This window comes from Bradyrhizobium sp. LVM 105, from assembly GCF_003957705.1.
Lineage (GTDB): Bacteria > Pseudomonadota > Alphaproteobacteria > Rhizobiales > Xanthobacteraceae > Bradyrhizobium > Bradyrhizobium frederickii.
Map to the genome: position 1 here is coordinate 35,129 of NZ_QZMV01000008.1, position 12,263 is coordinate 47,391.

Sequence of the window (12,263 nt, forward strand, 5' to 3'; positions counted from 1 at the left end):
GCCTAGCCGCCGGTCATCGGCGGGAAGAACGCGATCTCGCGGGCGCCGGCGATCGCGGCGTCCGATTTGACGTGGGCGTGGTCGATGGCGGCGCGGATCACCTTCGGCTTCTCGAATGCGTAGGCATAGGCCTCGCTTTGGCCGGACAGCCAGGCGATCAGCTCCTCGACGGTGCGCACGGTCGCCGGCGGCTCGATGGTCTCCTCCGCCTTGCCGACGCGCTCACGCACCCAGGCAAAATACTTCACCTTCATCCCTCGTCCTCCTTGATGAGGTGATGGATGCCGGCGCGGAAGTAATCGTAGCCGGTGTAGATGGTCACGATCGCCGAGGCCCACAGCAGCGCGAGGCCGATCATCGAGACCACGGGCACCACCTCGTCGCCGGCAGGTCCCGCGAGCAGGAAGCCGATCGCGACGAGCTGGACCGTGGTCTTCCACTTCGCAAGCTTGGTCACGGGCACGCTGACGCGGAGCGCGGCCAGATATTCGCGCAGGCCCGAGACCAGGATCTCGCGGCACAGGATCACGATGGCGGCCCACAGCGACCAGCCATGGATGATGCCGTCGGCGGCCAGCATCAAAAGGCAGGAGGCGACCAGCAGCTTGTCGGCGATCGGATCAAGCATCCGGCCGAAGGCCGATTGCTGATTCCAGATTCGCGCATAATAGCCGTCGAGGTAATCGGTGACCGCGGCCGCGATGAAAATGGCGACCGCGACCCAGCGCAGCCACAGCGGCTGATCCAGGATGGACTGCGCGTAAATGCATCCGACCACGACCGGAATCGCGGCGATCCGGCCATAGGTCAGGATGTTCGGGAGGGACATCGCGCGCCTCGTCGTCCCTCGTGTCGTGGCGATGTTCATCCGTCCTACCAATACCGCTCGGGCCTGAAGGTCAACCGTTCCGCTTCCCAGATGGGTGCGGGATGCGACGACCATATGACCGCGTCCCCTTTAGTTCATCCCGGCTGGGGATGGAAATAGTCGAAAATCCTGCGGGCGCTCTCGGCGCTCACCCCTGGAACCTTGCCGAGATCGGCGATCGAAGCGCGTTCGATCTCCTTCAAGGTCCCGAAATGATGTAGCAAGGCACGCTTGCGGGACGGGCCGATGCCCGGAATCTCCTGCAAACCGGCCTCGCGGATGTCCTTCTTGCGCAGCTTGCGGTGCGAGCCGATGACGAAGCGGTGGGCCTCGTCGCGCAGGCGCTGGATGAAATAGAGCACGGGGTCGCGCGGCTCCAGCTTGATGGCCTCGCGCTCCGGCATGAACAGAGTCTCGCGCCCGGCATCCCGGTCCGGCCCCTTGGCCACCGACATCAGCGACACCTGGTTCAGGCCGAGAGTGGTGAAGATCTCGCGGACGGCGTTGAGCTGGCCGCGGCCGCCGTCGATGATGACAAGGTCGGGCCATTGCGGAAAATCGTCGTCCTTGGCCTTGGTGCCGGCGTCCTCGGGCGGATTGATCAGGCGCTTGAAGCGCCGCTCGAGGACCTCGCGCATCATGGCGAAGTCGTCGCCGGGCGTGATCCCTTCCGACTTGATGTTGAACTTGCGGTATTGGTTCTTCACGAAGCCGTCGGGGCCGGCGACGATCATGGCGCCGACCGCATTGGTGCCCTGGATATGGCTGTTGTCGTAGACCTCGATGCGCTTGGGCGGATGCGGCAGGCTCAGCGTCGCGGCCATGGCCTCCAGCAGCCGGCTTTGCGTGGCGGTGTCGGCGAGCTTGCGGCCAAGCGCCTCGCGCGCATTGGTCAGGGCGTGGATGACCAGCTCCTTCTTCTCGCCGCGCTTGGGAGCGGTGACCTCGACCTTATGGCCGGCCTTGATCGCCAGCGCATTGGCGAGCAGCTCGCTCTCCTCGATCTCGTGCGAGAGCAGGATGTTTCTGGGCGGCGGCTTGTCGTCGTAGAACTGCGCGAGGAAGGAGCCGAGCACCTCTTCCGGGGTGAATGACTTCTCCGCGCGCGGGAAATAGGCGCGGTTGCCCCAGTTCTGGCCGGTGCGGAAGAAGAACACCTCGACGCAGGAGAACCCGCCCTCCTGGTGGATGGCGAACACGTCGGCTTCCTCGACCGTGCGCGGATTGATGCCCTGCTGCGACTGGATCGCCGAGAGCGCGGCGAGGCGGTCGCGGTAGAGCGCCGCGCGCTCGAACTCGAGCTCACCCGCCGCCTTCTCCATCTCGCCGGCGAGCTCCTGCTTCACCGCGTGGCTCTTGCCGGACAGGAAGTCGCTCGCCTCGCGCACCAGCGTCGTATAGCCGCCGAAGTCGATCTCGCGGGTGCAGGGGCCGGCGCAGCGGCGGATCTGGTAGAGCAGGCAGGGCCGGGTCCGGCTCTCGAAGAAGGAATCGGTGCAGGAGCGGATCAGGAACGCGCGCTGCAGCGCCGTGATGGTGCGGTTGACCGCGCCGGCCGAGGCGAACGGGCCGAAATAGCGCCCGGGCCGGCTCTGCGCGCCGCGATGTTTCAGGATCTGCGGCGCCCAATGGTCGCCGGTGATCAGAATGTAGGGAAACGACTTGTCGTCGCGCAGTTGCACGTTGAAACGCGGCCGCAGCTGCTTGATGAGGTTGGCTTCCAGCAGCAGCGCTTCGGTCTCGGTGTTGGTCGAGACGATCTCCACCGTCACGGTGGCGGCGATCATGCGCAGGATGCGCGCCGGCTGCGGCGCGCTCTGGCGCGCATAGTTCGACAGGCGCTTTTTGACGTTCTTGGCCTTGCCGACATAGAGCACGTCGGCATTCGCGTTGAGCATGCGATAGACGCCGGGCGAGGTCGGGGCGAGGCGGACGGCGCGCTCGATCGCCTCGTGGCCGGTCGCCAGCGGCTCCTCGCCGACCGCGCCGCTCTCCTCCAGGATATCGGGCAGCCGCGAATCATCCTCGTCCTCGCCGCCCGGGGCGGCGGGATCGACGTCCGGCGCTATCAACGTCTCGGGGGGCACGTCGCTCGCGGCGGCCCGCGGCAATTTGCGCGCGCGTTCGTCCGGATTGTCGGTGGAATCGTGAACCATGGGGCGAATTTAGGCGCTCGGGGTGCCGATTTGAAGTTCCGGCCGTGCGGCACGCACAGGACGGCGGCACAGTTCCGGTAACGCTTCCTTAAGTCTGTTAACAGCGCGGTAACCCGGCTTAACAGCCCTTTAAGCTAAAACTCTCGATAAATCTTACGCGAAAAAGTGGTGGTTCCGTAACCATGCGGTTGTGCCTCGCGCGGCGGCGCAGGCGCCGCAGTGGCGACGGCAGTTGCGTTGGAGTGTGTGATGAAGAGGCTCGTTGTGGGCGCGGCCGCGTTGGTTGCAGCCGGCTGGACAGCTTCGGCAGAGGCCGCCGATCTCAATTACGGGCAGCGCGCCCCCTATACCGTCAACCAGCCGCTCAATGCCTATAGCTGGGCGGGTCCCTATCTCGGCGGCAACATCGGCTACGAATGGGGCTCGGTCGACAACAATCCCTCGAAGCCGTCGGGCTTCGTCGGCGGCGTGCAGGCCGGCTACAATTTCCAGAACGGCCCTTGGGTGTTCGGCGTCGAGGGCGATATCCAGGTCAGCGGTGCCGACGATACTTTCGCACCGTGGAAGTTCTCCAATCCGTGGTTCGGCACCCTGCGCGGCCGCGCCGGCTATGCCTTCAACAACGTGCTGTTCTACGGCACCGCGGGCCTTGCGTTCGGCGAGCTGCGTGGACAGACCTTCGGCTGGGCGGAATCGCATACCACCGCCGGCTGGACCATTGGCGGCGGCGCGGAAGTCGGCCTCGCTCCGAACTGGAGCGCCAAGCTCGAATATCTCTACATCGATCTGTCGACGAGTCAGTTCGCAATCACGGGGGTGTCAAACGGCTACAGCGCCAGCGTTGTTCGCGCCGGCGTGAACTATCGCTTCTGACAGCTGAAGAAGAAAATACCGGACAACACCTTCCCGGCCGCTCGCGGCCGGGATTTTTTTCGCGCTAAGTATTTCTTTGCCAAGGACTCCTATCGCCAAGTACTTCGCCAAGTACTGGCGCCGAGTCTTGCGGCGCAATATTGCGCCGCGTGTCTTGCGTCAGGCCCGCTAGGAGAGGATGACCAGGTTGACCGCCTTCGGTCCCTTCCCCTTCTTGTCCGGTTCGACTTCGAAAGTAATGCGCTGTCCTTCCGCAAGGTCCTTCAGTCCGGCCCGCTCCACAGCAGTAATGTGCACGAAGACGTCGCGGCCGCCGTCGTCAGGCTTGATGAAACCGTAGCCGCGTTCACCGTTGAAAAACTTGACTGTTCCCGTCATGGCCATCGGGAAACTCCCCCTCATTGCTCCTCCGTCGCGACGCAGACTCACGTCGCGACATGACCGGGCATTACGAAGCCCGGGAGAGCTGGCCATCCTTGGGCGGACCTAACGGTCCGGCCGGATCTTTCTTAGGCCTTCACTCCGCCGCAACCATTCGCGGAAGCGGAACGTAAAGCCAGTCACAGAAACAGCATAATACGGTTCTCTGCGGATTGACTACCGCTCCTGCATATTTTTCCCAAGAATGCCGGAGTGTTACGGCTTGCTTTAAGACTTGGGTACCTCCAATCGGAATCTGGCAGCGCCGCCCTGGCCGAGCGGCATTTCCAGCTCGGGCAGGATGGTCTTCAGCTCGCCCTGCAGCGTGTAGGGCGGATTGACGATCAGCAGCCCGGCGGAGGCCAGCGCCCCGCCATCGAGCTGGGGCGCGACGCTGAATTCGAGGCGCAGGCATTTTCCCGGTGGTTTTGCTGCAGCTGCGAGCCGCGCGACCGTTTGCGCCAGCGTGTCGGTGGCGCGCCGGTTCTTGGCCGGATACCAGATGACATAGATACCGGTCGGCCATTTCGCGAAGGCGGTGGCGAAGGCTTCGCCCAGCCGCTCGAACTCGTCCTTGGCCTCGAACGGCGGATCGATCAGCACGAGGCCGCGCCGCTCCTTTGGCGGCACGAAGGCCGGCAGCGCCACCCAGCCGTCGAGGTCGACCACGCGGGCCTGTTCGTCGCGGCGCAGCACGCCGATCAGCGCTTTCCGCGCCTTCGGCTCGAGCTCGCAGGCGACGAGCCGGTCCTGCGGCCGGAGCAGGCCGCGCGCGATCAGCGGCGAGCCCGGATAGGCCTTGAGCTCCCCCTTCGGGTTGAAGGCGCGGACGATGTCGAGATAGGGCTTGGTCAGCGCCGCGCTCTCGTTCGAGAGGCGGGCCTGCATCAGCCGCGCGATGCCGGTCAGCCATTCGCCGCTCCGGCGCGCCTCGTCGCTGTCGAGATCGTAGAGGCCGGCTCCGGCGTGGGTATCGATGACGCGGAACGGCCCCGGCTTGTCCTGCAGATAGGTGATGATGCGGGCCAGCACGATGTGCTTGATGACATCGGCGAAGTTGCCGGCGTGGAAGGCGTGGCGGTAGTTCATGGCGGAGAGTTACGACATCGCGCGCCGAAAGTAACGGCCGTCATTCCGGGGCGGTGCGCCAGCACCGAACCCGGAATCCATTTTGCTACCGGTAACGCCGAGAGATGGATTCCGGGTTCGCGCTCCGCGCGCCCCGGAATGACGGCGAACCGATCCTACCCACCCCTGATCGGCGGCATCGTCACCTGATCGCGCCGGCAGGCGCGGCGATCGGTTTCCTCGCAGGCGCGGAATTGCAGGTCCTTGCTGAGGCAGATGCGGACCTCGGAGAGCCGGGTGCGGTTGCAGGTGACCGAGACGGCGGCATTGCTCAGCCCCGGATTGGCCTTGATGAAGGCCTCCTCGACCTCCGCCGGCGCCACGGTCCTGGACTGCGACAAATCGAGATATTCGGCCGGAATCTTGATCGCGGCGCGCGCTTTGCGGATCGTCTCGAAATAGCTGCGATCGGCGAGGCCCGAGCAGGTGCCGTGCTTGTCCCATTCGTTGAAGATCAGCCCCGGCGCCGGCATCAGATCGAGCATCGAGGAGACGATGCTGCGGTTCAGCCGTGGCGCGGGCCGCTGGCAATATTCCGGGAAGCCGTTCTCGTATTGCGGCCACAGCCCATGCACCACGAAGGCGTAGGGCCGTCCGCTGCACTGGAGCTGGGAGCGGCCGCCACGCTCGGCCGCCTCCTCGCAGAACGAGGGCGACCATGACAGCGACAGCACATAGAAATCGAACTCGCCAGGGGCGTTCTGCCGCTTGTCCTGGGCCCTGGCGTCACCGGCGAACGAGGCCAGGCTAGCCGCAAGGATCAGGGAAAGGGTCAGCGAGATCACCAGGCGAGAGAAGGAATGCAATCTGGAATGAAACATGGCAACGCCCCTCAACTAGACTGTGAAAGAAAGCCTAGCAGGCGATAAGAACATTTCAAGAACAAAATTCCGGCGGTCGCCGTTTGGCCGCTGACGGGCCCCCAAGCAGGGCGACTCGGACTTAAGGCCTGGCGGCGCGGCAGGCCGGATTGTAGGCCCAGTTGCGGTCGAGCCCGACCACGCACCATTCGACGCCATTGCCGTAGCCGGAGAACCCGCCATCCTCGATGAGCGAGAAGTGCACTTTGCGCACCTTGCCGTCGGTGAGCATGGCGTCAGCGGTGCAATAGCGGCGCGGAATGTTGTCGGACTGCCAGGGTCGGAACGCGGTCTCGTGAACGGCGGCAAAGCCGGTGATCTTCAACGAGGAATTCCAGAACGTGCTTTCCTTCTCCCAGAACTGGGTCGCGATTGTCGGCAGCGCCCTATCGCAACTGGCGACGGCGCCGTCATAGCGCGGTCCGCTCAGCCAGAAATTCATCTCCAGCGGGTTGGCGGCCCTGGCCTCGCCGAGCGACACCGCTCCGAACAGGAGGCCGAGCATGGCGGCAAAGCGGAGCGATTTCAGGGAGGGGGCGCGCATGGTCAATCCGGACAGCTAAGGTCTTGCGAAGGGGGACGGTGCCGCGAAGGGCAGGGGAGGTCAAGTGCAGCGCGGCAACACTTCGCCAGGACTTGACCCCAACGATGCGGTCGGCACGGCTTCGGTTCTTTCCACTTCCATCCCGGCACCGTAGACTGGCGGCCAGCCAATTGGAGTGACGGGAATGCGAATCATTGCGGCCGCGGGTCTTCTCGCCAGCCTGGTTGCCTCGGGTATGACGGCGAGCCAGTCGGCGCGTGCCGACTATGTGCCGCCGTTCAAGGGCAATGACACCGGCGGCATCATCGCCTATTCGATGGCCACCCAGGTCGATGCACGTCAGGTCGCGGTCGATCACTGCGCGCGTTACGGCAAAGTGGTCAAATTCCTCGGCGTGCAGGCCTATGAAGGCGGTTATATCTCATTCTCCTGCCGTTGGGTGCCCTATGGCGCCGCCGAGCAGCCGATCCGCACGCTCTACTAAGGCGCTATTGTAGCGCCGCACTCTCTCAGCCGGGAGCTTCTCGCATGACGCGCAAACTTGCTTTGCTCGGCTCGACGCTTTGCCTCGTGGTGTCGGCGGGCAGCGCCAGTGCCGATGATCTGCCGGTGCGCAAGGCGGGTCTTTGGGAAATGAAGCTGGTCACATCAGGCTCACCCATGCCCGAGATGACCATGCAGCACTGCACCAACGAGATCGTCGACAAGGAGATGAACAACAACGTCTCCCCGATGGCCAAGCAGATCTGCACCAAGCAGGACATCAAGAAGACCGCGACCGGCTATGTCAGCGATTCCGAGTGCAGCGTTGCCGGCGTGAACACGACGTCGCATGCCGAGATCACGGGCGATTTCAACTCGGCCTACACGGTGAAGACCTCCTCGCACGCGCAAGGCGGCGTCGCCGGCACCGCGGGGCGCGATACGACCATGACGCTGCAAGCCAAATGGCTCGGGGCCTGCAAGCCGGACCAGAAGCCCGGCGACATCGTGATGCCCGGCGGCTTCAAGATGAACGTGCGCGACATGGACAAGCTGAAGGCGCTGCTGCCGAAGTAGGCGGTCTTTCCCTCGCGGGAGAAGGTAGTCGCAGCCTACACCGGAATCCTCACGCTCGCCCGCAATCCCCCCATCGGGCTGTCGCCCAGCGTGATGTCGCCGCCGTGGGAGCGGGCGATGTCGCGGGCGATGGCGAGGCCAAGGCCGGTGCCGCCCTCGTCCTGGTTGCGGGCGTTGTCCAGCCGCAGGAACGGCTTGAACACTTCTTCGCGCAAATGCGTCGGAATGCCGGGCCCGTCGTCGTCGATCGTGACGGTCAAATAACGGTGATCGCGCTGGCCGGTGATGGCGATGCTCTTGCCGTAGCGCGCCGCGTTGGTGACGAGGTTGGCGAGGCAGCGCTTGAACGAGGCCGGCTTCACCGTCACGACGGGCAGGCCGTGGAAGGCGACGGTCGCGGTATGGCCGTGGCGCTCGGCGTCGCCGCGCAGCTCCTCGAGCGCCTGCGCCATGTCGGTCGGCTGCGACTGCTCGCCGGAATCGCCGCGCGCAAAGGCGAGGTAATCCTCCAGCATCATCGACATCTCGTCGACGTCCTTGCGCATCCCCTCGAGCTCGGGGCTGTCGCCGATCAGCGCCAGCTCGAGCTTGAAGCGGGTCAGGATGGTGCGCAGGTCGTGGCTGACGCCGGCGAGCATCGCGGTGCGCTGCTCCATCGTGCGCTCGATGCGCGATTTCATCTCGAGGAAGGCGACCGCCGCGCGACGCACCTCGCGCGCGCCGCGCGGTCTGAAGTTCGGCGCCTCGCGGCCCTTGCCGAAGCTTTCCGCAGCGTCGGCAAGGCGCAGGATCGGCCTGATCTGGTTGCGCAGGAACAGCACCGCGACGATGAGCAGGATCGAGGAGGTGCCGACCATCCAGAACAGGAAGATCTCCGAGTTCGAGGCATAGGCGGCGCTGCGCTGCGCGAACACGCGCATCACGGCATCGTCGAGCTGGATGCGGATCTCGACTAGGTTGGAGCGGCCGACCGTGTCGATCCAGAACGAGCGCCCGATCTGGCGGCCGAGCTGCACCGACAGGGTCTGGTCGAGCAGCGAGAAGAACGGCTTCGGTCCCGGCGGCGGCATGTCGCCGGCGGGCAGGAAATCGACGACGAGGCCGAGGCGCTGCTGCGCGATGCGGCGGATCTGGTCACGGTCCTTGTCCTGCGGATAGCCCTTGTAGACGTCGATCAGTGCGGCGATATCCTGCACCACCGCGGCCGACAGGCGGCGCGTCACCGTGTTCCAGTGCCGCTCCATGAACACGAAGGCGACCACCGATTGCAGCACCACCATCGGCACGATCATGATGAGGAGCGCGCGGGCGTAGAGGCCGGTCGGCATCCAGCCCTTGAACGCGTGGCCCATCCAGCCATTGGCCGCGGAGACGCGGCCGGCGGCGCTCTTCAGAAGCGTCAGGCCGGTATCGATCGTGCTCATCTGGCGCGCTTCACTTGATTTATGGCGAGGCCACCAGCCGGTAGCCGATGCCGCGCACCGCCTGGAGGAACAGCGGATTGGCGGGATCGGTCTCGATCTTGCGCCGGAGGCGGTTGATCTGCACGTCGACGGCGCGCTCGTTGACGCTGCCATTGCCGGTCAGCGCGCTGCGCGGCACGGTCTCGCCCGGCGTCTCCGAGAGAATGCGCAGCATCTCGCGCTCGCGGTCGGTGAGGTGGATGACCTCCTCGCCCTGGCGCAGCTCGCCGCGCTCGAGGTGGTAGATGTAGGGACCGAAGGCGATCTTCTCGATCGTCGTGGCCTGCGGCGGCGGGGCGGCGCGCTTGAGAATGTTGTTGATGCGCAGCGCCAGCTCGCGCGGCTCGAACGGTTTTGCCACGTAATCGTCGGCGCCGATCTGCAGGCCCTCGATGCGGGCCTCGGCTTCATGGCGTGCGGTGAGCATCACGATCGGCACGGAGGAGGATGTGCGGATGAAGCGGGCGAGATCGAAGCCGGTCTCGCCGGGCATCATCACGTCGAGGATCAAGAGGTCGAAATGCAGACCCAGCAATTTCGATCGTGCATCGCCGGCGCTTGCGGCGGTGGTGACGCGGTAGCCCTCGCTGGCAAGGAAGCGCGATAGCAGATCGCGGATGCGGCGGTCGTCGTCGACCAGCAGCAGATGCGGCGCGTCGTCGGCAGGGCGCGCCGGCGGGCGGGCGAGAGTGGCAGCGAGCGGCACGGTCACTCCTTGGTGGTTTGATTGACGGAAGCGAAGATGGTCTCGAGCACCTTGTCCGGATCGTCCCGATCGATCATCGCGCGCAGGAAGCGCTTGACCGTCTCGGCGTCCTGCGGACCGATCTCGGCGAGTGCCTTGGTGATCCGCGTGGTCTGCAGCCCGGCGAGCTTCTGCACCAGCGCCTCGCCCTTCGGCGTCGCGTAGAGCAGGCGCTGGCGGCGGTCGTTGTCACCGGTCTTCTGCACGATATAGCCCTCGTCCAGAAGCTGCTTGAGCACGCGGCCGAGCGATTGTTTGGTGATGCGCAGGACGTCGAGCAGATCGGCGACCTTGAGGCCGGGATAACGGTAGACGAAGTGCATGACCCGGTGATGGGCTCGGCCGAAGCCGAAAGCCTCCAGCTCCTGGTCGGGATCGCCGACGAAATCGCGATAGGCGAAGAACAGCAGCTCGATGATATCCCAGCGCAAATTGCTTCCATCGCCTGCGGCCGGCCGAGGCTCGGCGGCGCTTTCAGAAGGATTCGCGAAATTTATGTCAGGCATATTGACGTATCTTGGGTTCAATGTTACAAAACGATCGATCCGCACGAAATTTTAGATCGTTTCGTGGCGGGCGGCATCGAAGCAGGACGGCGGAAAGAGCCGGACAGGCGACGACGGCCGGATCAGATCTACCGTGCGATTGTCGAGCGGCATTTCGGCAAAACATACTGGACTTCCGCCTCCCGCAAAAGCATGTCCTCAGCGACATGCTGGCCACGGGAAACCGGCCGTAACAAGGCTGGCGACGGTCCGGCCAGAAACCAATCAAGCCGGCCGGCCCCCAAACGGGGCCGGCGGGCGCCAGAACAGCGCCGTTACCGGCAGCGGGAGCCAAGGACATGAGCATGACATTCGACATCCAGCCCGCAACCAATCCGACCCCCGAGAAGGACCGCGTGGCCAAGCTGGTGGACCCCGGCTTCGGGCGGATCTTCACCGATCACATGGCGATCGTCCGCTACAACCAGGCCAAGGGCGGCTGGTACGAGGCGAAGATCGAGGCCCGCGCCAACTTCCAGATGGATCCGGCCGGGGCCGTTCTGCATTACGCGCAGGAGATCTTCGAGGGTCTGAAGGCCTACAAGCGCGACGATGGCGGCGTGAATCTGTTCCGGCCCGACGCCAATGCGCGGCGTTTCAGGGACTCCGCCGACCGCATGGCGATGGCGCAGCTGCCGGAGGACGTCTTCATCGAGGCGGTCGAGCAGGTCGTGCGCATCGACCGCGCCTGGATGCCGGGCGGCGAGGGTAGCCTCTACCTGCGTCCTTTCATGATCGCGAGCGAGACCTTCCTCGGCGTCAAGCCGTCGTCGGAGTACATCTTCTCGGTCATTGCCTCCCCGGTCGGCTCCTATTTCAAGGGCGGACCCGCGCCGGTCTCGATCTGGGTGTCGGAGAACTATACGCGCGCCGCCGTCGGCGGCACCGGAGCCGTCAAATGCGGCGGCAATTACGCCGCGAGCCTGCGCGCCCAGGCCGAAGCCATCCAGCACGGCTGCGATCAGGTCGTCTTCCTGGATGCGATCGAGCGTCGCTACATCGAGGAGCTCGGCGGCATGAACGTCTTCTTCGTGTTCGACGACGGCTCGCTCTCGACGCCGCCGCTCGGCACCATCCTGCCCGGCATCACCCGCGATTCCATCATCACGCTCGCCCGCGATGCCGGCAAGACCGTGCGCGAGGAGCCGTACTCGCTCGACCAGTGGCGCAAGGATGCGGCCAGCGGCAGGTTGAAGGAAGCCTTTGCCTGCGGCACCGCCGCCGTGATCTCACCGATCGGCAAGGTGCGTTCGGTCAGCGGCGATTTCGAGATTTCGGGCGGCGCCGCCGGCCCCGTCGCCATGGGCCTGCGCAAGCAGCTCGTCGACATCCAGTACGGCCGCACCAACGATCCGCACAACTGGATCCGCAAGGTGTTTTGAGTGCTTCTTCCTTCTCCCCTTGGGGAGAAGGTGGCGCGAAGCGCCGGATGAGGGGTCTCTGTCCGCATCGTTAAATCCGCGGTCGCGGAAAGAACCCCTCACCCGTCTCGCCGCCAAGGCGGCGAGCCACCCTCTCCCACAAGGGGAGAGGGGGAAACGCGCATCGTTTGTGGCTTTTCGTGCACTGAACGCCCCGCCACGATCTCGCGACAAAGCCAGG

At 65.0% G+C, this 12,263-nt stretch carries 14 protein-coding genes; 4 read left to right on the top strand and 10 right to left on the bottom strand.

Going from position 1 to position 12,263, the window contains the following annotated elements; translation table 11 throughout:
• Positions 1–2: 2 nt before the first annotated feature.
• The 3 genes from moaD to uvrC form a co-directional block, all read right to left on the bottom strand.
• The gene (gene moaD / locus D6B98_RS22210; protein ID WP_007596861.1) at positions 3–254 is read right to left on the bottom strand and encodes a molybdopterin converting factor subunit 1; all 252 of its coding nucleotides are present in this window, start codon (positions 252–254) and stop codon (positions 3–5) included.
• Positions 251–868 (bottom strand): CDP-diacylglycerol--glycerol-3-phosphate 3-phosphatidyltransferase, encoded by a 618-nt coding sequence (pgsA, locus tag D6B98_RS22215; protein WP_126259055.1) that lies wholly within the window; start codon positions 866–868, stop codon positions 251–253. The genes moaD and pgsA overlap by 4 nt, the downstream gene beginning before the upstream one ends.
• Before the next feature lie 95 nt (positions 869–963).
• Positions 964–3,024, bottom strand: coding sequence for an excinuclease ABC subunit UvrC (gene uvrC / locus D6B98_RS22220; protein WP_126259056.1), 2,061 nt, complete (start codon positions 3,022–3,024; stop codon positions 964–966).
• A 249-nt stretch (positions 3,025–3,273) separates the two neighbouring features.
• On the opposite strand from uvrC, the gene D6B98_RS22225 reads away from it, so the two are divergent.
• Positions 3,274–3,897 (top strand): outer membrane protein, encoded by a 624-nt coding sequence (locus tag D6B98_RS22225; RefSeq protein WP_164718784.1) that lies wholly within the window; start codon positions 3,274–3,276, stop codon positions 3,895–3,897.
• Between the two features lie 168 nt (positions 3,898–4,065).
• Here the strand turns inward: D6B98_RS22225 and D6B98_RS22230 are convergent, their stop codons facing one another.
• From D6B98_RS22230 to D6B98_RS22245, 4 genes are all read right to left on the bottom strand, one after another.
• Entirely contained in the window at positions 4,066–4,281 is a 216-nt protein-coding gene (locus D6B98_RS22230; protein ID WP_008544396.1) for a cold-shock protein, read from the bottom strand.
• A 264-nt stretch (positions 4,282–4,545) separates the two neighbouring features.
• Positions 4,546–5,406, bottom strand: a complete 861-nt coding sequence (locus D6B98_RS22235) for a 23S rRNA (adenine(2030)-N(6))-methyltransferase RlmJ (RefSeq protein WP_126259058.1) — start codon at positions 5,404–5,406, stop codon at positions 4,546–4,548.
• A 155-nt stretch (positions 5,407–5,561) separates the two neighbouring features.
• Positions 5,562–6,266 (bottom strand): ribonuclease T2 family protein, encoded by a 705-nt coding sequence (locus D6B98_RS22240; protein WP_126259059.1) that lies wholly within the window; start codon positions 6,264–6,266, stop codon positions 5,562–5,564.
• Between the two features lie 121 nt (positions 6,267–6,387).
• Entirely contained in the window at positions 6,388–6,849 is a 462-nt protein-coding gene (locus tag D6B98_RS22245) for a hypothetical protein (RefSeq protein ID WP_126259060.1), read from the bottom strand.
• A gap of 184 nt (positions 6,850–7,033) precedes the next feature.
• Between D6B98_RS22245 and D6B98_RS22250 the strand changes: the two genes are divergently transcribed.
• Both D6B98_RS22250 and D6B98_RS22255 read left to right on the top strand, forming a co-directional pair.
• A complete protein-coding gene (locus D6B98_RS22250) occupies positions 7,034–7,333 on the top strand; it encodes a hypothetical protein (RefSeq protein WP_028134381.1) in 300 nt (99 codons plus the stop codon).
• A gap of 44 nt (positions 7,334–7,377) precedes the next feature.
• On the top strand, positions 7,378–7,908 hold the full coding sequence (locus tag D6B98_RS22255) for a DUF3617 domain-containing protein (protein WP_126259061.1): 531 nt from the start codon (positions 7,378–7,380) through the stop codon (positions 7,906–7,908).
• Positions 7,909–7,943: 35 nt separating this feature from the next.
• Here D6B98_RS22255 and D6B98_RS22260 read toward each other — a convergent pair whose 3' ends face one another.
• The 3 genes from D6B98_RS22260 to D6B98_RS22270 are packed head-to-tail and all read right to left on the bottom strand — an operon-like array spanning position 7,944 to position 10,622.
• Positions 7,944–9,332 (bottom strand): ATP-binding protein, encoded by a 1,389-nt coding sequence (locus D6B98_RS22260; RefSeq protein WP_126259062.1) that lies wholly within the window; start codon positions 9,330–9,332, stop codon positions 7,944–7,946.
• A 19-nt stretch (positions 9,333–9,351) separates the two neighbouring features.
• Positions 9,352–10,083, bottom strand: a complete 732-nt coding sequence (locus D6B98_RS22265) for a response regulator (RefSeq protein ID WP_126259063.1) — start codon at positions 10,081–10,083, stop codon at positions 9,352–9,354.
• On the bottom strand, positions 10,080–10,622 hold the full coding sequence (locus D6B98_RS22270) for a MarR family winged helix-turn-helix transcriptional regulator (RefSeq protein WP_205680515.1): 543 nt from the start codon (positions 10,620–10,622) through the stop codon (positions 10,080–10,082). The genes D6B98_RS22265 and D6B98_RS22270 overlap by 4 nt, the downstream gene beginning before the upstream one ends.
• 338 nt (positions 10,623–10,960) lie before the next feature.
• Here D6B98_RS22270 and D6B98_RS22275 point away from each other — a divergent pair, with 338 nt between their 5' ends.
• Positions 10,961–12,043 (top strand): branched-chain amino acid aminotransferase, encoded by a 1,083-nt coding sequence (locus D6B98_RS22275; protein ID WP_126259065.1) that lies wholly within the window; start codon positions 10,961–10,963, stop codon positions 12,041–12,043.
• The last annotated feature ends 220 nt before the right edge of the window (positions 12,044–12,263 follow it).